The organism is Nitrosococcus wardiae (assembly GCF_004421105.1).
GTDB classification, from domain to species: Bacteria; Pseudomonadota; Gammaproteobacteria; order Nitrosococcales; family Nitrosococcaceae; genus Nitrosococcus; species Nitrosococcus wardiae.
In genome coordinates this window covers 1,782,407-1,804,581 of record NZ_CP038033.1, presented here as the reverse complement: position 1 = coordinate 1,804,581, position 22,175 = coordinate 1,782,407, and the positions used below count along the sequence as shown (strand labels likewise).

21 protein-coding genes, 1 tRNA gene and 3 pseudogenes are annotated in these 22,175 nt (G+C 50.4%); 6 read left to right on the top strand and 19 right to left on the bottom strand.

Going from position 1 to position 22,175, the window contains the following annotated elements; all coding sequences use genetic code 11:
• Window positions 1-97 precede the first annotated feature (97 nt).
• From E3U44_RS08745 to phoB, 3 genes are all read right to left on the bottom strand, one after another.
• Window positions 98-1,078, bottom strand: coding sequence for a PstS family phosphate ABC transporter substrate-binding protein (locus E3U44_RS08745; protein WP_134357780.1), 981 nt, complete (start codon window positions 1,076-1,078; stop codon window positions 98-100).
• A 167-nt stretch (window positions 1,079-1,245) separates the two neighbouring features.
• Window positions 1,246-2,556, bottom strand: a complete 1,311-nt coding sequence (phoR, locus tag E3U44_RS08740; RefSeq protein WP_134357779.1) for a phosphate regulon sensor histidine kinase PhoR — start codon at window positions 2,554-2,556, stop codon at window positions 1,246-1,248.
• Between the two features lie 173 nt (window positions 2,557-2,729).
• Window positions 2,730-3,419, bottom strand: coding sequence for a phosphate regulon transcriptional regulator PhoB (gene phoB / locus E3U44_RS08735; protein WP_134357778.1), 690 nt, complete (start codon window positions 3,417-3,419; stop codon window positions 2,730-2,732).
• A gap of 445 nt (window positions 3,420-3,864) precedes the next feature.
• On the opposite strand from phoB, the gene E3U44_RS08730 reads away from it, so the two are divergent.
• Window positions 3,865-5,253, top strand: coding sequence for an OprO/OprP family phosphate-selective porin (locus tag E3U44_RS08730; protein WP_134357777.1), 1,389 nt, complete (start codon window positions 3,865-3,867; stop codon window positions 5,251-5,253).
• Between the two features lie 192 nt (window positions 5,254-5,445).
• Here the strand turns inward: E3U44_RS08730 and cysQ are convergent, their stop codons facing one another.
• Both cysQ and nudE read right to left on the bottom strand, forming a co-directional pair.
• Window positions 5,446-6,285 (bottom strand): 3'(2'),5'-bisphosphate nucleotidase CysQ, encoded by an 840-nt coding sequence (gene cysQ / locus E3U44_RS08725; RefSeq protein WP_134357776.1) that lies wholly within the window; start codon window positions 6,283-6,285, stop codon window positions 5,446-5,448.
• Window positions 6,269-6,850, bottom strand: coding sequence for an ADP compounds hydrolase NudE (gene nudE / locus E3U44_RS08720; protein WP_134357775.1), 582 nt, complete (start codon window positions 6,848-6,850; stop codon window positions 6,269-6,271). Before nudE ends, cysQ begins: the two co-directional genes overlap by 17 nt.
• Before the next feature lie 289 nt (window positions 6,851-7,139).
• On the opposite strand from nudE, the gene E3U44_RS08715 reads away from it, so the two are divergent.
• Window positions 7,140-7,796 (top strand): ERCC4 domain-containing protein, encoded by a 657-nt coding sequence (locus E3U44_RS08715; RefSeq protein WP_276321974.1) that lies wholly within the window; start codon window positions 7,140-7,142, stop codon window positions 7,794-7,796.
• Window positions 7,797-7,809: 13 nt separating this feature from the next.
• On the opposite strand, the gene E3U44_RS08710 is transcribed toward E3U44_RS08715, so the two are convergent.
• The 8 genes from E3U44_RS08710 to grxD form a co-directional block, all read right to left on the bottom strand.
• Complete coding sequence (locus E3U44_RS08710; protein WP_134357773.1) at window positions 7,810-8,256, bottom strand: DUF29 domain-containing protein; 447 nt, start codon at window positions 8,254-8,256, stop codon at window positions 7,810-7,812.
• Between the two features lie 41 nt (window positions 8,257-8,297).
• Entirely contained in the window at window positions 8,298-9,143 is an 846-nt protein-coding gene (locus E3U44_RS08705; RefSeq protein WP_134357772.1) for a metal ABC transporter permease, read from the bottom strand.
• A gap of 5 nt (window positions 9,144-9,148) precedes the next feature.
• Complete coding sequence (locus E3U44_RS08700) at window positions 9,149-9,880, bottom strand: metal ABC transporter ATP-binding protein (protein ID WP_134357771.1); 732 nt, start codon at window positions 9,878-9,880, stop codon at window positions 9,149-9,151.
• The gene (locus tag E3U44_RS08695) at window positions 9,877-10,767 is read right to left on the bottom strand and encodes a metal ABC transporter solute-binding protein, Zn/Mn family (RefSeq protein WP_134357770.1); all 891 of its coding nucleotides are present in this window, start codon (window positions 10,765-10,767) and stop codon (window positions 9,877-9,879) included. Before E3U44_RS08695 ends, E3U44_RS08700 begins: the two co-directional genes overlap by 4 nt.
• 22 nt (window positions 10,768-10,789) lie before the next feature.
• Window positions 10,790-11,281 carry a Fur family transcriptional regulator gene (locus E3U44_RS08690; RefSeq protein ID WP_134357769.1) on the bottom strand — a complete coding sequence of 164 codons (492 nt, stop codon included), beginning with the start codon at window positions 11,279-11,281 and terminating at the stop codon, window positions 10,790-10,792.
• Window positions 11,282-11,399: 118 nt separating this feature from the next.
• A complete protein-coding gene (clpA, locus tag E3U44_RS08685; protein WP_134357768.1) occupies window positions 11,400-13,661 on the bottom strand; it encodes an ATP-dependent Clp protease ATP-binding subunit ClpA in 2,262 nt (753 codons plus the stop codon).
• A 137-nt stretch (window positions 13,662-13,798) separates the two neighbouring features.
• Complete coding sequence (clpS, locus tag E3U44_RS08680) at window positions 13,799-14,122, bottom strand: ATP-dependent Clp protease adapter ClpS (protein WP_134357767.1); 324 nt, start codon at window positions 14,120-14,122, stop codon at window positions 13,799-13,801.
• A 189-nt stretch (window positions 14,123-14,311) separates the two neighbouring features.
• Window positions 14,312-14,641 (bottom strand): Grx4 family monothiol glutaredoxin, encoded by a 330-nt coding sequence (grxD, locus tag E3U44_RS08675; protein WP_134357766.1) that lies wholly within the window; start codon window positions 14,639-14,641, stop codon window positions 14,312-14,314.
• 220 nt (window positions 14,642-14,861) lie between these two features.
• Between grxD and E3U44_RS08670 the strand changes: the two genes are divergently transcribed.
• The 3 genes from E3U44_RS08670 (at window position 14,862) to argF (ending at window position 17,958) form a co-directional block, all read left to right on the top strand.
• Window positions 14,862-15,443 carry a superoxide dismutase gene (locus E3U44_RS08670; RefSeq protein ID WP_134357765.1) on the top strand — a complete coding sequence of 194 codons (582 nt, stop codon included), beginning with the start codon at window positions 14,862-14,864 and terminating at the stop codon, window positions 15,441-15,443.
• Window positions 15,444-15,834: 391 nt separating this feature from the next.
• Window positions 15,835-17,016: an aspartate aminotransferase family protein gene (locus tag E3U44_RS08665; protein ID WP_206054934.1), complete on the top strand. Its 1,182-nt coding sequence runs from the start codon at window positions 15,835-15,837 to the stop codon at window positions 17,014-17,016.
• A 27-nt stretch (window positions 17,017-17,043) separates the two neighbouring features.
• Window positions 17,044-17,958 carry an ornithine carbamoyltransferase gene (gene argF / locus E3U44_RS08660; RefSeq protein WP_134357764.1) on the top strand — a complete coding sequence of 305 codons (915 nt, stop codon included), beginning with the start codon at window positions 17,044-17,046 and terminating at the stop codon, window positions 17,956-17,958.
• A 74-nt stretch (window positions 17,959-18,032) separates the two neighbouring features.
• Here argF and murU read toward each other — a convergent pair whose 3' ends face one another.
• Window positions 18,033-18,704, bottom strand: coding sequence for an N-acetylmuramate alpha-1-phosphate uridylyltransferase MurU (gene murU, locus E3U44_RS08655; protein ID WP_134357763.1), 672 nt, complete (start codon window positions 18,702-18,704; stop codon window positions 18,033-18,035).
• Window positions 18,701-19,681, bottom strand: coding sequence for an aminoglycoside phosphotransferase family protein (locus tag E3U44_RS08650; protein ID WP_134357762.1), 981 nt, complete (start codon window positions 19,679-19,681; stop codon window positions 18,701-18,703). The genes murU and E3U44_RS08650 overlap by 4 nt, the downstream gene beginning before the upstream one ends.
• 67 nt (window positions 19,682-19,748) lie before the next feature.
• On the opposite strand from E3U44_RS08650, the gene E3U44_RS08645 reads away from it, so the two are divergent.
• A tRNA-Val gene (locus E3U44_RS08645) sits at window positions 19,749-19,823 on the top strand.
• 637 nt (window positions 19,824-20,460) lie between these two features.
• On the opposite strand, the pseudogene E3U44_RS20645 reads toward E3U44_RS08645, so the two are convergent.
• From E3U44_RS20645 to tatB, 4 genes and pseudogenes are all read right to left on the bottom strand, one after another.
• Window positions 20,461-20,766: pseudogene (locus tag E3U44_RS20645) on the bottom strand (transposase); the annotation flags it as partial.
• Between the two features lie 44 nt (window positions 20,767-20,810).
• Window positions 20,811-20,900: pseudogene (locus tag E3U44_RS20640) on the bottom strand (transposase); the annotation flags it as partial.
• Window positions 20,901-21,154: 254 nt separating this feature from the next.
• Window positions 21,155-21,872, bottom strand: a pseudogene (tatC, locus tag E3U44_RS08630) (twin-arginine translocase subunit TatC); the annotation flags it as partial.
• A complete protein-coding gene (gene tatB, locus E3U44_RS08625; RefSeq protein WP_134357761.1) occupies window positions 21,859-22,164 on the bottom strand; it encodes a Sec-independent protein translocase protein TatB in 306 nt (101 codons plus the stop codon). The pseudogene tatC and the gene tatB, both read right to left, overlap by 14 nt.
• Window positions 22,165-22,175 lie beyond the last annotated feature (11 nt).

The window sequence follows — 22,175 nt, the reverse complement described above, 5'->3', positions numbered from 1 at the left end:
AAAGATAACAAAAATGTGAAAGAAAAAACGCCTCGCTTGGCGAGGCGCTTTCCGGACATAGAGATGTTTGAGGCACGGCTAATAGGCCTCCCTTACCTTAATCCCCCCCAATTTTGCCAAGATCTTTAGCGGCGACCCGGGCTGGCAATGGAATATAACCATCTTTAATCACCACGCTTTGGCCCGTCTTAGAAAGCACCATTTTGACAAATTCCCGTTCTAAAGGCGGCAAGGATTTGTTGGGATGCTTATTGACATAGATGTAAAGAAAGCGCGCCAGAGGATATTGCCCTCTCACAGCATTCTCCGAGGTCGCCTCCACATAAGGGGCACCCGCCTTGGTCGCCAGGGGAACCGCACGCACCCCAGAGGTACGGTAGCCAATGCCAGAGTAGCCGATACCATTAATTGATTTAGTCACCCCCTGAACCACCGAGGCAGAACCGGGTTGCTCGTTGACCGTATTTTTGAAATCGCCCTTACAAAGGGCCGCTTCCTTAAAGTAACCGTAAGTCCCAGAAACGGAGTTACGGCCAAAGAGCTGGAGACTACGGTGGGTCCATTCGCCACCTAGATCCAGATCTCCCCACATTGTAATATCTTTAGGATAGCCACATTTGCGAGTAGCAGAAAAAACCGCATCCACTTGCGGGATGGTGATTCCCTCAATGGGATTGTCTTTGTTGACATAAACCGCTAGCGCATCAATAGCTACTCGAATGGGGGTCGGTTTATAACCATACTTCTTTTCGAAGGCTTCCACCTCCTTGTCCTTCATTTTCCGGCTCATAGGACCGAGATTAGCGGTACTTTCAGTCAGTGCGGGAGGCGCCGTTGAGGAACCCGCCGCCTGGATTTGAATATTCACATTAGGATAGAATTTTTTGAACTCTTCAGCCCAAAGGGTCATGAGGTTAGCCAAAGTATCAGAGCCAACGCTAGATAAGTTGCCAGCGACACCACTGGCCTTGCTGTATTCCTTAAGATCAGAATCCACCTGTTCTGCCGCCATACTATGGCTAGAAAACAGTGCGACCGAGGCTAACCCTAGAGCCGCAATGATGTGTCTAATCTGCATGTACTCAATTCTCCTTAACGTAGGACGCCTTTATTGTTACGATTATTCAATGGGATATGCTTTGATTTCTGCAGGAGTGAAAGCCGTGTAACAAACCAATGATGTACCAAGCTCGTCACCAGTATAGGACAACAATATGACATTTATATGACAGCGTTGACCAGTCACTAACTTGCTTCGGATAAATGCATTTTGGGCCGGTGGTCTCGCTCAACAGGAAAAAGACAACGAAATACGCTCCCCTTACCCAATTCACTCTCGATCTCTAACCGGGCCTCATGATGGTTTAGAACATGCTTGACAATGGCCAGCCCCAAACCAGTACCGCCCTTCTCCCGTGAGCGCCCTTTATCAACCCGATAGAAACGCTCTGTCAAACGGGGAATATGCTCGGCTGCGATCCCTTCGCCAGTATCTCTCACCTCCAAGCAAGGCTGATCCGTCTGTTTAAACCAGTGGAGGGTAATCTTTCCCTGGGCCGGGGTATAGCGAATGGCATTGACTACCAGGTTGGAAAAAGCGCTATGCAGTTCCCGCTCGTCTCCCCGTAACCACAAGCTGGTATCCGCCTCGAGTTGAATCTGATATTGGCGGTCACCACTCAGCATCCGGGCTTCCCGACAAATCCCTGCCAACATCTCCGGAACCGCAACTGGAACCTCAGCCGGTTTTTTATTCCGGTTTTCCAGCCGCGACAACATCAGCAGATCGTCGATAAGATGTTGCATGCGCGCGACCTGATCCTGCATGGTTTTAAAGGAACGGACCCAAACCTCGGGGTTGCCCTCCCTTCCCCTGTCCAGAATCTCCAGATAACCGCGGAGGACAGTTAAAGGAGTCCGCAACTCATGGGACACATTGGCCACAAAATCACGCCGCACTCGCTCTAACCGATGGAGTCGAGTGATATCCCGCACCACCAACAGACGCTGCCCTTCACCGTAAGGAACCATGCGGATATTTAAATGCAACTCCGGGTTAACGGGCGAAGGCAACTCAATGGTGCTAGCCTCGTTGCGGTCAAGCGCCATCAATTCAACAAAATCCGGATAACGGATCAGATTGGTGATGCGTTGGCCCACATCCCAGGGGGATTTTATCCCCAAGAGCCGTTGGCTAACTTCATTGGCCCATTCAATCTCATCGTGTTGGTTAAGAACGATGGTTGCATCGGGAAGAGCCGCCGTCGCTTTCTGAAAACGCTTGAGATATTGAGTAAGCTTGCCCTTGCGAGAACGGTGGCGCTGACGCCTAAAATCAATCTCACGGACAATTCCCCCCATTATTCCAATCTCACTGGGAGGCGCTCTCTTTTTTGGTTTTTGCAACCACCGATAAAGGCGATAGAGTTGGCGTTGTTGCCACAGGACATAACCAAAGGTAAAGAGAAAAAGCCAAAAAAAGACCCGCCCTAAAACGAGTCCCAAGAACAAAGCTAGTAACAGCCCCCCCCCAAAACGCCAAAGATCTGCACGCATGGGATTAGAATCCTCCCGGGCAATATTTCGCGCATACGACGGATTGCGCTCCCATTTTCGCCATGCGGCGTTGCTTCCTCCTTGTTGGTAACCACCCAACTTCGTCGGTCGCGTCTTGCCTGGCGAAAATTGGGGCAGCAATGCAGAGGTGAGACATCGTCCGAGAGGCTCCTCTAGGAATGGGTAGAAAAGCGATACCCTACCCCCCGTACGGTTTGGATAAATCTATCGTGACCACTCGGCTCCAAGGACTTACGCAACCGGCGAATATGCACATCCACCGTACGTTCCTCCACGTAAACATTGTCCCCCCAAACATGGTCGATTAACTGGCCTCGGCTATAGACTCGCTCGGGATGGGTAATAAAAAAGTGTAACAGACGAAACTCGGTAGGTCCCATTTCCAAGGGGTTATCCTTAACGCTCAGCCGATGGCTGCTCGGATCAAGCTTTAGTCCATCCACTTCAACCACTTCCCGACTGAGCAATGGCGCACTCCGCCGAAGCACCGCTTTAACCCGAGCTATCAGTTCCGTCGGCGAGAAGGGCTTAGTGATATAATCATCAGCGCCCACATTGAGGCCTCGAACTTTATCCTCCTCATCATCGCGGGCAGTCAGCATGATTAAGGGGAGGCTACGGGTATTAGGTTCTCGTTTAAGGCGGCGGGCTAAATCCACTCCACTAATTCCTGGCAACATCCAATCTAGCAAGATGAGATCTGGGCGGGACTCATTGATCCGTTGCCATGCCTGTTCGGCATCAGCCGCCGCCTGATAATGATAACCTTCCTGAGTAAGGACGAATCCCAGCATTTCGCGAATTGCGGTTTCGTCATCAACGACCAATATTGTTGCAGGCACTTTTAATCTCGTTTCTTATACACCGTTTAAAAAATCCTAACCATCCTTGCTTTAACTTAAAATTATGACACTTAAATTATGACAACTTTATGACAACCTCAGCTTAAGTATTCTAAGCCTGCTTAATTTTGACGCCAATCCGATAGGAAATAACCAGATTGTCGATAAATTTCCCCTTCCATGCCGTTTTAATTGTAATAATTTTGTCATTTAACCTTCATCTTGGCTTAATCAATCCCCGTTAGAGTTCCACCCTCTTAAATAATAGAAAGAGTTGAGCCCTAGTAGAGCATACTGGCTCATGCGCTCTCCCACTGTAACAGTTTTGTAATTTTACTTTCACATCTTCGTCATAAACCCCCGCTATGGTCGCTCTCTATTTAAAGGTATAGGCCTAGTTATCCATTATTCTTCAGGTAATTTTCTATAGGGGGAGGACAAAGCTTTGAAATACAGACTTAAAAATCTGCTTACCTATTGTGCGGTTATAGGTTGCACTGGCTTACTAGCTGGTCCCACCTACGGGGGCACAGAGGCCCTGCTGGACCTGCTTAAGGTTCTCCGGGACCGGGGGACCATCAGTCAGGACGAATTCGAAATATTACGGAATGCCGCCATGGCCGATGAAGAAGAAGCCATTGCCGAGCAAGAACAGTTCAAGAAAGAAGTGGCCGAAACCGGCCAAGCTTCGGTCAAAGTGAAAACGGACTATAAAGGGCTTACGGTGGAATCCACTGATGGCGCCTTTGAGTTCAATGTGGGGGGCCGTATTCAGGCCGATGCGAATTTCTTTGATGAAGATGAAAGCGACCTGGGAAGCGGAGCAGAAATCCGCCGTGCCCGCCTCAAAGCTCAAGGGACCATGTGGAGGATTTGGGACTACAAACTCCAAGTCGATTTTGCCGAGGGCGAAAGTGAAATTAACGATGCTTATATCCGATTCAACGGGCTAAAACCTGTCAGCTTCACTTTAGGCCACCAAAAGGTCCCGATTAGCCTTCAATCTATGACCAGTTCTAACTGGCAAGTCTTCCAGGAACGGGCACTAATTGATGGTTTTCTTGATAATGAAGACATTGGTCGCCGCCGCTTAGGCCTTAATGTGGGTACCCATGGCAATAACTGGACCGTCAATGGCGGATTCTTTGGTGAAGGCACTGACGACGCAGGCAAATCTAATGAAAATTGGGGGGTGGCCGGCCGAGTGACCTTTGCCCCTATTGCTGAAGCCACTCGGGTGGTGCATGTAGGGGGGGCTGCCTACTACCGTAATTTCGAACATGATCCAGAGCTCGCTTTCTCAAACCGTCCCGAAGCCCATATTGCAGGGACTAGATTAGTGAACACGGGTGTCATTCCTGAAGCCGATGAGCTCTTACTCTTGGGAGGAGAACTTTCTACCGTTTGGGGTTCATTCCATGCTCAAGGGGAGTACCTTCGAGCCGAAGTCGGTCGGGAAAATGGACTGCCTGAACCTGACTTTGACGGCTGGTATTTCCAGGCGGGGTATTTTCTCACCGGCGAGTCCCGCAATTATGAGGTGGACAAAGGCCGTTATAACCGGGTTATCCCCAAAGGCATTGTAGGTCAAGGCGGTTGGGGAGCGTGGGAAATCGCTTTCCGCTATAGCACCATCGATCTGGAAGATAACGGATTTCTGGGAGGAGAGGAGGATAACTTTACTGTGGGCCTCAACTGGTGGGCCACCCCCAGTATCTTATTCCGCGCTAATTATATCCGCGCTGAGCCGGATCCCAACAGCGAAGCGACCAGTCTGGGAGGCATAGATGAGGATGTCAATATCTATACCTTACGAGGTCAAATCGTCTTTTAAATACTCTTTGGCGATTCACTGACGCACTCAGCTTTAGATATCGTCTCCTTCACTTTAGGCCCCATCTTCCTCTGCTTTGATGGGGCTTTCTTTTTTACAATTATCCCGGATAATTAATGAGATCACCACAAAGGCACCAAGGACACAAAGAAACCAACCCCTCCTTTTCTGGGAAAAGGACCAAAAAAGACGCTAATTTCCGGAATGGGAATCCAATTTTACTGATTCAGGAATAAACTGTTCCCAGTGGCCCGCAGGATCGGCAATCACTAAAAAATAGGGATTGACCAACGATTCTTTAGCATTATAGCGAAGCGGCACTCTATTAAGGTCAACGAGCATCCCCCCCGCTTGTTCTACTACACACTGGGCCGCCGCCGTGTCCCATTCCGAGGTCAACCCAAAGCGGGGATAAACATCAGCCTGTCCTTCCGCGACCAAGCAAATTTTTAACGAACTCCCCATGGAGACTAACTCATACTGCCCCACCTTATTTAGAAAAGCTTTAAGGTGTTCACCGGCATGAGATCGGCTACCCACCACCCGAGCGGTGCCTCCCCTCCAAGGACGCACTTTGAGTGGGGTTGAAGCCCTATCAGCTTCCTTTTGGTAAGCCCCCTGCCCCCTGGAAGCGTAATACAGCACTTTCATCACAGGCCCATAAACCACTCCCAAAACAGGTTGATGATCCTCAATGAGGGCAATATTGACCGTAAACTCTCCATTACGCTTGACGAATTCTCGGGTTCCGTCCAAGGGATCGACCAACCAATAACGTTGCCAAGTATGGCGTTCCGCAAAGGATATTTCCTTGGACTCTTCTGATAGCACCGGCACCCCTGGGGTTAACGTTGCCAGTCCTTGCACAATAGTATTATGGGAGGCGAGATCCGCTTCAGTCAGGGGCGAACAATCCTCCTTATGCTCTACCACAAATGCCGTCTTATAGACAGCCAGGATCTGCTCTCCGGCCTCTATGGCAATCTCCATCACTGGCTCCAGCAATGCTGCTGGATCACTTCCTCGTGGCATTGATGTTTTCCTCTTGAGTTAATTTCTCTTTGACCATAAACAAGGCTGCAATACTGCGGGCCTCAGTACAGTCTTCCCGGGCAAGCAGCGCGGATAATTCCGTCAAGCGCCACGGCACGACCTCGATCTCCTCGGGCTCATCCCCTAGACGGCGTTCTTCATAGAGATCCTCAGCCATGATCACATGGGTCCTGTGCCCCATATAGCCTGGTGCCACGGTCAAAGAAGTGAGATAAGTAAGGCGACCGGCGCCATAACCCACCTCTTCCATCATCTCCCGATTAGCTGCCGCGAGTAACTCCTCCCCCGCCTCAACCCGCCCCTTGGGTAAGGCTAATTCATATCGATCGGTCCCCACAGCGTATTCTCGAATAAGCAGCACCGTATTCCGATCAAGTAGGGGTACCACTAAGACCGCACCATGTGTTCCCCCCTTGAGACGTTCATAGCGGGTTTCAACGCCGTTGGAAAAACACAAGTCAACACTCTCCACCCGAAATAACCGCGTCTTGGCGATAGTCTCGATGGCAACGATTTGCGGCTTATGACGTTCTTTATCAATCACGTGGCTAAATAGCGAAGCAGTTTTAAAAAAATACCACAACCCAAGGTTACATTAAGTAGCTAGGCAAAATTTTGAGCAGAATGCGATCGGCTTCGTGCTGCTTAACCGCCCCTCTGAGCCCACAAATAGAATTGTGCACCCGTAGAGGCTGGAGTAATGAGTCACTTCTCTGGCACTTTAGCTTATTTAAAAGCACCGATAAATATTAAATAAGCCCCCTCAGGAGGATGGAGTCATTAAAATATCAACCCAGGCATTTCCAGAAATCAATCCCCCCTTATCCGTCATTGTGGATGATCGGGAAGCCAATTGTGGACCGGCCGCCGTTTTAGCAGCAATGGAGGGGATGTCTATCAAATTCCAGCGCCTCCCCTTGGGGGATTATCTGATTGATAATCGTTTACTGGCAGAGCGCAAGACTTTGATGGATCTGATTGCCTCCATTCAGGATGGCCGTCTATTTCGCCAAGGGTGCCGGCTCGCAACATCTCAGTATCGAACCGTTATTCTTCTGGAAGGAACCACTGCCAGCTTAGCTGACAACAAGATGAGCCGAGAGGCCATCCAAGGCGCGATCATTACTTTGACTTTGATTTTAGGCATTCCCCTGCTTCGCTCTCGCCACTCTGAAGAAAGCGCCAAGTTACTGATTTACGCCGCCCAGCAAATGCGCCGCGTCGCCACAGGAGCGCTGCCGCGGAAGGGTCGCCGTCCCAAAGGGAAACGACGCACCCAACTTACCCTACTACAGGGACTTCCTGGGATAGGTCCGGAACGGGCACGGCAGTTGCTCGCTCACTTTGGCAGTGTAGAAGCTATCTTAAACGCCCAGCTTGAAGAGCTGATGACCGTACCCGGGATTGGTAAGGGAGTAGCCCGTGATATTCGTTGGGCCGTCAATGAAGGAGAAACCGAGTATTCCATTTTTAATGATCCCGTGCTTTAACTATAGGCTTATTTCAGGCTTCAGGCCAAAAATCATCATCCATCGCCTGTTTAAAAGTCCAGGGACACTCAGCGGGAAAAGTGGTCTCAGGCAGGTTAGTTTCGATAACGGCCCAGTCTACGCCTTTAGGATAAGATTCCAGAAAACGCACTTGCAGGTTGGCTTGAAGTCCTGGGTTTTTTCTCAAAAGATCTCGGACCTCCCGCCGCGCGTTCCTGATAGTCCCACACCAACTGTTTTCAGACTGTTGTCTTTGGCGAGGTGGATACTGCCATTTGAGTAAATGGGCGAGCAACCGTATCAGCTGGCTCTCCAACGCCCTCGCCTCACTTCGCCCTATATCTTCTAGCTCCTCGGCTATCGCATCCCAATCTATCCCTGCGAAACGTCGTGTTCGAATAGCTCGGGCGGTCTCCAGCGCCCAACTATAAAGATCCTGGTCATACTGTGGCGTCGTCATAGGGGTATTTCCCATTTTAAGCATTCAAATACAACTTTCTCTCACCGGGTTTGAATTTGGCGCCGCACCCGCCAACGTTGCCGCAATCCCGTGCCTAAGGTAGAAAGGAGATACGCAGCTCCTGTCACCAGTACAATGGTAGACCCTGCCGGTAAATCCGGCTCATAAGAGATCACTAAACCGGTGCTGGTAAATACACTCCCCAGGATAACGGCTAACAGCATCATGCCTGCCAGAGACCCCATATACTGGCCCGCAATGGCTGCCGGCAACACCAACAAGGCAATAACCAAAATCAAACCGACCACTTGAATTAAAAGGACTACGGTAAGCGCCACCATGCAGAGTAATAATAAATAGAAAAACGTTACCGGGACTCCCCTGAGGCGAGCAAACTCTTCATCAAAACTGAGGGCCAGGAATTGCTTATAAAACAACATCACAGTAAGGACAATGACCCCATCTACAGCCGCCATCAGGTAAAGCTTTTCCCGGGATACCATGAGGATATTGCCAAACAAGTAGCTCATGAGGTCCACATTGTAACCCGGGGTCTGGGAAATAAAGATCATGCCCACCGCCATCCCCATGGACCAAAGCGCGCTAATTAAGGTATCCTCTCGCTCCCGCCACCGCAGACTCACCCAACCAATGAGCAAGGCCGCCAACAAAGCAGCGACCAAAGCCCCGGCAAAGGGGTTTTTATCCAAATAATAGGCGATCCCCATGCCTCCCAGAACCGTATGGGCAATGCCTCCTGCCAAAAAACCAATCCGCTTGACCACCACAAAGCTGCCGACAATACCACAGCCTAGGCTGGCCAGAATTCCAGCGACTAGGGCATTCTGCAGAAAGACCGCGTGGGTTAATGTCTCCCAAAATCCCATGGATATTAATGGATATGGTCAATCATGCGTACGCTGGCGCCATAGAGTTGCTCTATCACCTCCCCACTGACAGCCGCTGTCTCATGGCAGATTAAAGTCTGGTTAAGACAAGCAACCCGATTGACATAATGGGAAATGAAGCCAATATCATGGGAGACCACAATAATCGTCATTTGCTGATTCAGCTGCTTAAGCAAGTGAAAAAAATTCTCTTCTAAACGCAAATCCACATGGGCGGTAGGCTCGTCCAGAATCAAAATTTCAGGTTCCACAGCTAAAGCCCGTGCAATCAACACCCGTTGACGTTGCCCCCCCGAGAGGGCAGCTAAGGGGCGAGTACTGAGCTCTAAAATTTCCACTTGCTCCATGGCACGCCGGGCTAGCATTCGATCCTCTCGAGTATAGTCGCCAATCACGCGAGTTTTACCTAAACGCCCTTGGAGGACAGCAGCCTCTACTGATATGGGAAAGTCTTCAGCAAAAGCCGTATGCTGGGGCACATAACCAATCCCCCCCCGCCCTCGTTCTGGCGGTAAACCGAGCACGGAGGCTTGACCGGCTAAGGGCTTCAACAGCCCTAATATAATCTTCAGCAAGGTGCTCTTCCCTCCCCCATTAGGACCCACCAGGCCAAGGAACTCCCCACGGAGCACATCGAGGTTAATATGCTCCAGCACCATAGGGCCAGTGTAGGAAAAACAAACCTCTTTAATTGAGATAACCAACTCCTGCTTCACTGCAACACCCTGGCCAACACGGTGGCCACATAACGCAGGTTATTAACATAGTCTTCCGCAAGGGGATCAAGGGTAATGATTTTGGCACCAATTGCGCGAGCCACCACCTCCGCACTCGCTCGACTAGACTGCTTCTGGACAAAAATGGCCCGAACACCCTCCCTGCGTCCCCGTTCAATCAGGGCAGCCAGGGATTTAGCACCCGGTTCCTTACCCGCTTGCTCAATAGCAATTTCTTCAAGTCCATAAGTATGGGCAAAATAACGCCAAGCGGGATGAAAGACCATAAAGCGGTAGTGAGTGACTTCGGCCAGGGTTTGACGGATGAACCGGTCGAGCTGCTCCAGCTCTTGGACAAACGCCTGGTAATTTTCCTCAAATAGGTGGCTATAGGCCGGTTCTACTGTGGTCAGAGCATTCCGAATATAACCGGCCATTATCTTCACCAGAGCTGGACTGGTCCAAATATGAGGATCTATCGCTCCGTGCTCTTCCTCTCTCCCTCCAGTCCCATAGGTCTCCCCGGTAGACAGAAGAGGGATATCCTGTCGGCAATCCACCACTTCCATTTGGGGATTAGCGGCAATAATCCGCTTCAACCAGACATTCTCAAAGGGAACACCGATACGAAAATAAAGCTTGGCCTGAGCTAGCTTTACCATCTGCCGGGGAGTGGGCTCGTAGGTTTCCGGACTCTGGCCCGGTCCCACCATCACCGCTACCTGCACCCGGTTACCACCAATACGCTCGACAAAATACTTTTGGGGCAAAATACTGACGAATACGGAAAGGGGATCTGCGGCATGAACATGGCAGCTCCAACACCCCATGATGATGACCAAAAGACTGGCAAGATAAGCGGGGATACCCCGGCGACCGAATTTCATCACCCTAAACTTACAAGGACAGCTAAATTCCGTCGCATTGAGGACACAACCCTCTAATTTCTACGGTCTGGCGATCCACCCGAAAACCTAAATGTCTCGCTTCTCGGCTCAGAATTCCGGTAATCTCAGGAGCATCCAATTCAGCGACCGTACCGCACTGCCGGCATAATAAAAATTGTCCGATATGGGGACGGTCAGGATCGCCGCAACCGACATAGGCGTTGAGGGTTTCTAAGCGATGGATCAAGCCGGCCTGAAGCAGAAAATCCAGGGCCCGATAAACGGTGGGAGGAGCGGCCCCTCGATGCTCCTGGCGCAACTGATCGAGAATATCGTAGGCCTTAACTGGTACGTGGTGCTCCCACACTAACTCTAAAACTCGGCGCCGCAACTTAGTCAGCCGCAGGCCCCGACTAGCACAGGTTTTTTCCGCCACTGCCAAAGCATCGCGGATACAGTGATAGTGATTATGGCTGGGCCCCCTGAAGGGGACCAAAATGTTAGTATAGGACACTAAAAACCCCGACTGTACCTAGCAATTGTAACTTTATAACATAATTTTCAGAGCTAGGGAAAACAGCCGGAACAGCGCCTCATGGGCCGACAATACCTAATACAGCCTAGGCAATGGTTCAGTCACGACTACTTTGACAAGTAATTTCGAGTTCGCCGTCAGCCATATCGACGACCACATGCCCCCCGTTGGCTAGCTTGCCAAATAGCAACTCATCTGCCAAAGGCCTTTTTATCTTCTCCTGTATGAGGCGAGCCATGGGTCGTGCGCCCATCTTTTCATCATAGCCATGCTCGGCCAACCAAGCCCGAGCCATTTCGCTCACTTCTAGGGTTACATTTTTATCTTCCAGGAGGAACTCCAACCCCAGCACAAACTTGTCGACGACTCGACCAATGGAAGGTTCATCCAGGGCACTGAACTGGATAACCGCATCCAACCGGTTGCGAAACTCGGGACTAAATGTCCGCCGAATCACTTCCATGGCATCGGTAGAATGATCTTGTGGGGTAAAACCGATGGAGGTTCGACTGATCTCTTGGGCCCCCGCATTAGAGGTCATCACCAGGATAACATTGCGAAAATCCGCTTTGCGCCCATTATTATCCGTTAAAGTACCATGATCCATCACTTGCAGGAGCAGATTGAATACATCGGGGTGAGCCTTTTCGATCTCATCCAGTAACAAAACCGCATGGGGATTTTTGCAGACGGCTTCGGTAAGCAAACCACCTTGATCGTAACCCACATAGCCCGGCGGAGCTCCAATAAGGCGAGATACGGTGTGGCGTTCCATGTACTCGGACATATCAAAACGGATGAGTTCAATCCCCAGGATATACGCCAATTGACGAGTTACTTCTGTCTTGCCAACACCCGTAGGACCCGCAAACAGGAAAGATCCGACCGGTCGAGCGGTATCCCCCAGACCAGAGCGAGACATTTTGATGGCCGAACTCAACACTTCAATGGCTTCATCCTGCCCAAAGATCACCTGCTTGAGATTGGCTTCCAACTTAGCCAGGCTTTCTTTATCGGAAGTCGAAACATGCTTAGGCGGGATACGGGCCATCTTAGCAACCACCGTTTGCACATCCTGCACCCCAATAACCTTTTTGCGCTTGGAGGGTGCTAGCAGCTGTTGACTGGCGCCACACTCATCAAGCACATCAATGGCCTTATCCGGGAGATGGCGATCGTTAATATAACGGGCTGAAAGCTCAGCAGCCGTACGGAGCGCAGCCTGGGAGAATCGAACTTTATGATGCTCTTCTAAGCGGGACTTCAACCCCCGCAGGATCTGCACTGTTTCCTCTACCGAGGGCTCAGGAATATCGATTTTCTGAAACCGCCGCGCCAAAGCCCGATCTTTCTCAAAAATACCCCGGTATTCCTGATAGGTCGTGGAACCAATACACTTAAGCTCACCGGAAGCCAGCACGGGCTTAATGAGATTGGAGGCATCCATCACTCCACCGGAAGCTGAACCCGCCCCAATCACCGTATGGATTTCGTCAATAAAAAGGATAGCGCCTTTTTCCTTTTTTAACTGGGCCAAGATACCCTTTAAACGCTTCTCAAAATCCCCCCGGTACTTGGTGCCAGCCAATAAAGCGCCCATGTCCAGGCTGTAAATGGTGCAGTCCTGCAGCACATCGGGAATATCCCCTTCAACAATTTTCCGCGCGAGCCCTTCGGCCAGGGCAGTTTTCCCTACCCCAGCCTCACCGACAAACAAGGGATTATTCTTACGTCGCCGGCACAGAATTTGAATCGTCCTCTCCAACTCAATGCGACGCCCAATCAGGGGATCGATTCTTCCCTGTACTGCCAACCGGTTAAGATTGGTGGCATAGGTTTCCAACGGGCTCTGCCCAGGGGTTTCAACACCGGTGGCCTCCGCTTCTTCCGAGGCCCCAGCCGATTCTCCGCTACTGCCCTGGGGATCAACTTTGCTAATCCCATGGGAGATGTAATTAACGACATCCAAGCGAGTCACATGCTGGCGTTTCAGAAAGTAGACTGCTTGGGACTGCTGCTCGCCATAAATCGCAACCAGAACATTAGCGCCGGTGACCTCTTTTTGCCCCGAGGACTGGACCTGAAGTACCGCCCGCTGCAATACCCGTTGAAAACCGAGAGTCGGCTGGGTATCTCGACCATCTTTGGTCGATAACAAGGGCGTGGTTTCATTAAGAAAAACCGTTATTTCTTCCTTCAACTGCTCCAGATTCGCGCCACAGGCGCGTAACACAGTGGCCGCTGCCGGATTGTCCAGCATGGCAAGTAAGAGGTGCTCCACGGTGAGAAACTCATGCATTTTCTCCCGCGCATCTTTAAAGGCCTGGTTTAGGCTTGTTTCCAGGTCCCTGCTCAACATGGCCAATCACCTCACTTCGGCGGGGCTATACCACCAGAAAAAAAACTTATCAAAACCTTAAATCTTCCTTAGGACGCTACCGCAACCCGCCAAGACCTGCAAGACCCTACTGATAAAATTAAGTCCTACAGCTTCCATTAAGCTTTTTCTAAAACACACTTTAGCGGATGCTGGTGATTCATAGAATACTCGTTCACTTGGGCTACCTTTGTTTCTGCGATCTCATAGGTAAATACACCACAAATGCCCTTCCCTTCGGTATGAACCTGCCACATAATACGCGTCGCCTTTTCCCTGTCCATAGCGAAAAAAGTCTGCAACACCTCAACGACAAACTCCATGGGGGTATAGTCGTCATTGAGCATCACCACTTTATACATGGGTGGTCGCTTGAGCTTTGGCTTTGCCGTATCAACGGCAAAGCCACCCTCGTTCTCTTCATCTGGATCTATTTTACCCATAAATCACAACCCGATTCCTCCTGACCCTTTCTATTCGATAAAGAGAAAACCGGTACCCTAACAATTATAGAATTTCTTGTCGCTATAGTAAGGAGGCCATGATGCCGGTTCAAGGGCGGAAAGCACGCAAAGTGCCTGCTTAAGCTCACTGCGCGCTACCCGCCTGAGCTGTTACCGTCAAAACAGAAGCTACCCCTCCGAGGGATGAGGAGCAGCTTCCTGCACCATTTTTTGCAATTCTCCGCTTTCAAACAATTCTAAAGTAATGTCACACCCCCCCACCAGTTCGCCATTAATATAGAGTTGGGGAAAAGTAGGCCAATTGGCGTACTTGGGTAGATTGGCACGGACTTCCGGGTTAGCAAGCACATCTACGTAGGCAAATTCTGCGCCACAAGCTTGTAGTGCTTGAGCTACACGGCTAGAAAAACCACACTGGGGTAATTCAGGCGATCCCTTCATGAACAAAATGATTGGATTAGATTCCACCGCTCCTTTAATCTGCTCCATTACATCCATAGCATATACCTCCGAGATGTCATGTATTTAAACAAACTTGAATAGACTTAACACATCGCGCAAAGGTTCCTTGCTAAGTCAAGGCGAGCAAAGCTCGAATCGCGCTAACCACTGCCCTTGCAATCACAACTAAGGGCACCTTAGACTATTCCTGATATTTTTAGTCAGTCATTCCATTTTATACCACACCTAACCAACGACACGACAAAGGAGATTGGGCATGAGTCATCGTTTACCAGAACTCCCTTACCCTATGAACGCCCTGGAACCCCATATTTCCCAGGAAACGCTCGAATATCATTATGGCAAGCACCATCAAACCTATGTGGACAAACTCAATGGCCTTGTTCCTGGGACTGAGTTTGAAAATGCGTCTTTAGAAGAAATCATTACCAAAGCTTCCGGTGCTATTTTTAATAATGGCGCTCAGGTGTGGAATCACACCTTTTATTGGAACTGCCTAACGCCCCAGGGAGGCGGGGAGCCCAATGGTGCCCTGATGGATGCTATCCGGGAAAGTTTTGGCTCTTTCGCCGATTTCAAAGAGAAATTCAGCCAGTCAGCCATTACCCTATTTGGTTCCGGTTGGGCCTGGTTAGTTAGAAATCCCGATGGTTCCTTGGATATTGTAGGTACCAGTAATGCTGGCAACCCCCTGACAGAAGGCAAAACTCCCTTACTGACCTGCGATGTCTGGGAACATGCTTACTATATTGATTACCGCAATGCTCGACCCAAATATCTGGAAGCTTTTTGGAATCTAGCAAACTGGGATTTTGTCGCCAAAAACTTGACAGGCTAAGATGAGTTAAACTCATCGGAAGCAGGGGGTCATTCCTCCTTTTTTATCCCTTGAAGTTCCCCTTGGATGGTGAATGCTCCTCTAGCGAGGCCGCGAAGTGAAACGGCTCGCCGAGGGCAAGGGTCGGTTAAATGTTGTTTCAGCGTCAAATTGGCGCTATGATTTTCTCGCTCATGGAACCTAGGGTCGGGAGAACCCGAAGGCAAAGCGCGTGAAGCGGTAAAGACCCCAAGGGCTGCAGCCGAGCTGTCGCCCGAGGACTGCTGAGAAACGTGAATTTGCCGGACTGATGAGAAATTAGTCACGATAAAACTCCAATTAGCCTATGGCAGCCTCCAGGGGGGCTGCCATTTTTCATTCAAAACTCACCGTCAAGTTTGATCGCACCGCAATGAACGAGCCGTTAATGTCTGCCTATGCCCGTCTTCCCGTAGCCTTTGAACGGGGAGAAGGCGCCCGGCTATGGGATACCGCTGGCAATGAATATCTGGATGCTCTAGCCGGTATTGCAGTTTGTGGCCTTGGCCATGCCCATCCCGCCATTACCGAGGTGATTAGAGAGCAGGCAGGGCGTTTACTGCATACCTCCAACCTTTACCGTATTCCCCTCCAGGAAGCCTTAGCCACGCGGCTCAATGCTTTGGCTGGAATGGAGCGAGTCTTTTTTGCTAACTCTGGGGCCGAAGCTAATGAAGCCGCCCTTAAAATCGCGCGCCGCTATGGGCATGAACGGGGCATCGATAATCCCCAGATTATCGTAATGACGGGCAGTTTCCACGGACGCACCCTTGCCACCTTGAGCGCCACCGGAAATACCAAGATTCAGGCAGGCTTCGAACCCCTGGTTCAAAATTTTATTCGGGTGCCTTATAACGATGCTTCCGCCTTGGAAAAACTACCCGAACCAACCCGTAAAGAAGTCGTTGCCGTCCTGGTGGAACCTATCCAGGGCGAGGGAGGCATCATAGTCCCAGGAAGTACTTATCTCGACCAGATCCGGGCAATTTGCGATACCCAAGGCTGGTTGATGATGTTGGATGAAGTGCAAACCGGGCTTTGCCGTACCGGCCGCTGGTTTGCCTTCCAGCACAGCCAGTCCCAACCAGACGTGATTACCCTTGCCAAAAGCCTAGGTAATGGCATTCCCATTGGTGCTTGCCTCGCCCAAGGCAAAGCCGCCCAAGTATTGCAGCCTGGCAGTCACGGTTCCACTTGTGGCGGCAACCCTCTCGCCTGTCGTACCGCCTTGGCGGTATTGGAAATCTTAGAGCAGCAGCAGCTGGCGACACGGGCAGATCAATTAGGCCAACGAATGCTCGAGGCCTTCCGGGAAACATTACGCGACTTACCTGAAATCCAGGCTATTCGGGGACAAGGCTTGATGATGGGAATCGCACTGGATCGGCCCTGTGGTAAGCTGATGCAACAGGCCTTAGCAGAAAGGCTACTGATTAATGTCACAGCAGGCAGTGTCATACGGTTACTTCCCCCCCTTATTATTAGCGATAGGGAAGCCGATATTGTTGTGGCAAAGATTAATAAGCTCATCAGAGCATTTCTTAAAGAAGGCTGAGACTCATGGATAATCAGGAAGATAGGGATGGCAATACAGCATTTTCTGACTTTACTCGACCTACCGGCTGACGAGCTCAGACAGTTAGTGCTACGGGCTATCGATCTCAAAACTCTGCAACGGCAGGGGAAAATCTACGAGCCCTTGAAAAACAAAGTACTCGGGATGCTGTTCGAGAAATCCTCCACCCGCACCCGTGTCTCCTTTGAGGCAGGTATGGCCCAATTTGGTGGCAGTGCCATTTTTCTCTCACCCCAGGATACCCAACTCGGACGGGGAGAACCCATAGAAGATACGGCTCGGGTTCTCTCCCGGATGGTGGATTGTTTGATGGTCCGCACCTTTTCCCACTCGATGCTGGAGCGCTTCGCGGCCTACTCCCGGGTACCCGTAATCAATGCCCTCACGGATAGCTATCATCCCTGCCAATTATTAGCGGATATTCAAACCTATTTTGAGCACCGAGGAGATATCCAAGGACGAACCGTCGCTTGGATAGGCGATGGTAACAACATGTGCCAATCCTACATTAATGCGGCCTGCCAATTCGATTTCCAACTGCGTATCGCCACCCCAGTGGGCTATGAACCCGACTCCATTATTTTGCAGGCAGCGGGAGAACGAGCGCAAATCATGACAGACCCACGGGAGGCGACCAAAGGAGCTGACTTGGTGGTTACTGACGTCTGGACCAGTATGGGACAAGAAAAAGAAAAGCTACGCCGGCTTCAAGACTTTGCAGACTACCAAATCAACAGCAAACTGATGGCCCTAGCTCAGGAGGATGCCCTTTTCATGCACTGTCTTCCTGCCCACCGGGATGAGGAAGTCACTGCAGAGGTGATTGATGGCTCGCAAAGCGTAGTCTGGGACGAAGCAGAAAATCGCCTCTATGCTCAAAAGGCCTTGTTGGAAAAACTGCTAGTAGGCGGGCCGCAATAATCCTAGAAACGGCAGTTGAACGTGCCTAATTATGCAAGATGGCAAGGCGCGACGACACCGTGGGGCTACCCCTTCTACCTCTTGGCGCCTTGCAGCCACTGCTCCAAACGCTGCAAGCGTGCTGGGGTGCCAATATCCCACCACTGCCCCCGATAATATTCCCCGGTCACCCAACCTTGGCACATCGCCTCTCGTAGCAAAGGGGCCAGGGGAAATCGGCCAGGACAGCAATGGGCAAATAGTTCTGGGCGGTAAATCCCCATGCCGCTAAACGTCAGTCTGCGGGCTCCTTCGGTGACTACCCGTTCTCCTAGCAAAGCAAAGTCTCCTTGGGGAGAGTAAGGAGGGTTGTCCACCAAAATCAGGTGAGCTAGCCCTGCCGGTGCCCGCCGCACCCTAGCGAAGGGATAATCAGTCCAAATATCCCCATTAACCACTAAAAAAGGCTCTTCCCCGAGCAGGGGAAGGGCCTGAAAAATACCCCCCCCCGTCTCCAACCCCCGCTCACCCTCGGGAGAATAGCGGATCTGAATTCTATAATGTTCGCCATTACCCAGCACTTGCTTCACTTGCTCTCCCAAGTAGGCATGATTAATCACCAACTCGGTAAACCCGGCCGTCGCCAGGGACTCAATAAGATACTCAATCAAGCGTTTGGGACCGGCCCGAAGCAAGGGTTTAGGGGTATTATCAGTCAGCGGGCGCATTCGCTCTCCCCGTCCAGCGGCGAGTATCATGGCCTTCATGGTGAACCCATCGGCTCAGGCAAATCTCTCAGCACTTGGGCCAATTCCGCCAGTTCGTCATACTGACAGATTACAGTGCGGAGGTAATTTAAAACCCGGGGAATGTCCTTGAGATAGCCCGATTTCCCATCCCGGTAATTCAAACGGGCAAAAATCCCGCTTGCCTTCAAGTGGCGCTGTACCCCCATCCAGTCAAACCAGCGAAGAAACTCCGCTTCGCTAGCCCCTACCGGAATTCCTACCTGAGCAGCCTTCCGCCGGTAATCATAGAGCCAGGTGAGCACCCTATCCTGAGGCCAAGCCCGATAACAATCCCGCAATAAGGATACCAAATCGTAGGTCACCGGACCCTTCACCGCATCTTGAAAATCCAAAATTCCCGGGTTGGCTTTTTCCGTCACCATAAGGTTGCGAGAATGGTAATCTCGATGTACCGGTATCTGGGGTTGTTCCAGGGCTGAGACGACAAGTAACCCAAAGGTCTCATTCAAAGCCGTTCCTATGTCAATCCCTAAGTGGCGTCCCAGATACCAATCCCGGAATAACTCCATCTCTTTCATGAGCAAATCCCGGTTATAGGATGGCAACCCTAGCTCTTCGGCATCGCCTCCCTGGAGCAACCGTAAGGCTGCCAAAGCATCCCCATAAAGCACTGGAGCATTATGGAAATTCAAAATCCTCAGGTACTGGCGCTCGCCCAGATCGGTGAGCAATAGGAAACCCTGTTCCAAATTTTGCTCCAATACTTCAGGCACATTCAGCCCTAAGTCACGAAAGCCCCGGGCGATACGGATAAAAGACCGGCAATTCTCTCGCTCCGGCGGAGCATCCATAGCAATTAGGCTATCCCCATTCCGGTGCACCCGGAAATAGCGCCGGAAACTGGCATCTTCCGAAGCCGGCACCAGCTGGTAATTGATTACACCAAGATCCCGGCTCAACCATTGTTGTAAGGATTCAAAACGTGGATCAGGCACCCCCTTCCCCTCTATTAAGTTGTCATTGACCCCAAAAGAATCTGGCCGTAAAATTTGAGATAATTTAGGGCGATTAGCTCAGCGGGAGAGCACTGCCTTCACACGGCAGGGGTCACTGGTTCAATCCCAGTATCGCCCACCATTTAAACATTTTATAAACAAATACTTAAAAAGCTGCATTTTCTGGGGTGCTTAGTATCATTGTTTTATCCCTTCTAAAATCAAGTCCCCAACAAGTCCTATAGATAAAAAAAACAACCGGGGGTAAGTATCAATAATCTGCCCCTGGAATATCCCGATCCGCAACCTGGATATACTCTTGCAATTGCTGTGGGGTTTTGAACCCCATGGAGATCAACAAAATGGCCATGGTTTCACAATCCCTAAGCGGATCTTTTTCACTGTAGAGTTGAGTCCTAATGGGGTGTAGCTAACATTGCCAGCCCGTTTAGCTAGCCCCGCCTCATCTACACTGCAATCCCCTGTTGATTCAGTGTAACCCGCACCTGTATTTTTTTTCTAATACCAATTTCATGTGATTTTGCATTATATATATTCAGTCAAAACAACTACTTGATGACTTAATAGATTGCATTCTTTGATTAAATTGGTAAAAATACCCACTAGACAGGATTGACAAAACCGACCTCGGTCCCTTATAGGGGATCTCACCTTCACGGCCAACCGTTCCACCACGGGTAGACTGCCAAAACTGACAAAAGCTCCCAACTCTACTTTATCCCCTCATTATTTTTTGGCTCAATATGGATTCCAGTCAGCTACGCCAGCAGCGCACTGAGCAACGGTTTCAGCAGTCCCTTGCCGCATCGCCTAGCGTTATGGACGAATTGAAAGAAGCCCAGATACAGCGGTAATTTCTCTTGTGAAATGCCACGATGAGGCCGTAGCCATAAGCGTAGTAGCGACCAAAAGCCTTCGATAGTATTGACGTGAACCTCATGAAAACCATCGCCATCCTCATCGCGCGCGTACTCGCCTTGGCTGTGGCAGACCGTACGATGACCCTACCCCCAGTCGGACAATCGCGAGTAGATGTGGTATTCATCGGTATAAATTTGGGTACCGGGCTGGAGGGTTGTCCGCAGTAGGTGATCGCTTTCGAGTGGCAGTGCGGGCAATCAACACCTTCGGGCCAGCGCAACTCGCGGACCGTTTCATAGCATTTGCTGTCGTCAAGCAGATTCTGGAGCTTTATCATTGGGTCATCGCTGGGCGTCTATGTTCGTTAGCAGGATCGGTACGCTATGATAACTCAGCTGACTGGAATCCATATTGAGCCTAGATTATAAATTGGATAGGTAAACCATTTTTCAGACATCTATCTGAGCTCACCCTTCACTATTTGAAGTGACTCCTATTACACGTATCCCGAACATATCCCTCTATGGGGCACGAAAGCGCTATATTAACAGCTGATTAGATTTCTTCTGCTGGATTTTTAGGGACGAACTAGCGGGCACACCACAATCCCGCTTCGAACAGTAGCCATACCGGTACGGCCAGCAAAGTTTGTGAAATCACATCAGGGGGGGTGAGTAACATGCCAAAAATAAAGGCTGCAACAATGATGTAAGGGCGCTTTTCTCGAAGGCGATCTATATTTAGTAACCCCAGCCCACACGAGCAGTACGGTAGCCACGGGAACTTCAAAAGCAATCCCGAAAGCAAAGAACATTGTCAATACAAAGTCCAAATATTTAGTAACGTCGGTCATGACAGCAACGCCTTCAGGGGCTGCTTGAGTGAAAAAGCCTAGCATCAGGGGAAAAACCGCAAAGTAGGCGAAGGCCATGCCTAAAAAAAACAACAGGGTACTGGAAGCTAACAAAGGCGGTATAATGCGACGCTCACTGCTATAGAGACCAGGAGCAATAAAGGCCCAGATCTGGTACAAGAGCATGGGGATAGAGAGCACAATGGCTGTAACCAGGGTCAGTTTAAAGGGGGTAAGAAAGGGCGAGGCTACCTCAGTAGCAATCATTGAGTTTGCCTCGGGTAAGTGAGCCATGAGGGGGCGGGCTAACAAACGGTAGAGACTGTTGGAAAAGGGTATAAGCGCCACTGTGATGATCAGGACGGTAACAACGGCGCGCAGCAAGCGATCCCGCAACTCGATCAAATGCGAGACGAGGGGTTGTTCGTCGTTGTCAAAGTGCTCAGGCGCCGTCATTGGACGCTTTTGCATTAGAATATTTTTCCTGGTGGGGATTCGGCTTTGAAAAAGTAGACTCGCCAGGGAATTCGTCAAAATCTTTTAAGTCTTTGTTTTCCTTGAGAGCTTGTCGAAGTTCCTCGGCTTGTAATGCTTGCTCCACTTCGCGCTTGATTTGAGTTACTAGGCGGCGTGCTTTCCTTATCCATATGGCCATCGTGCGAGCTACCGTTGGCAATCGTTCTGGACCCACTACGAGGAGTAGGATAATTAGAATGACTAGAATTTCCCAAAAACCAATATCGAACACGATAGAAAAGT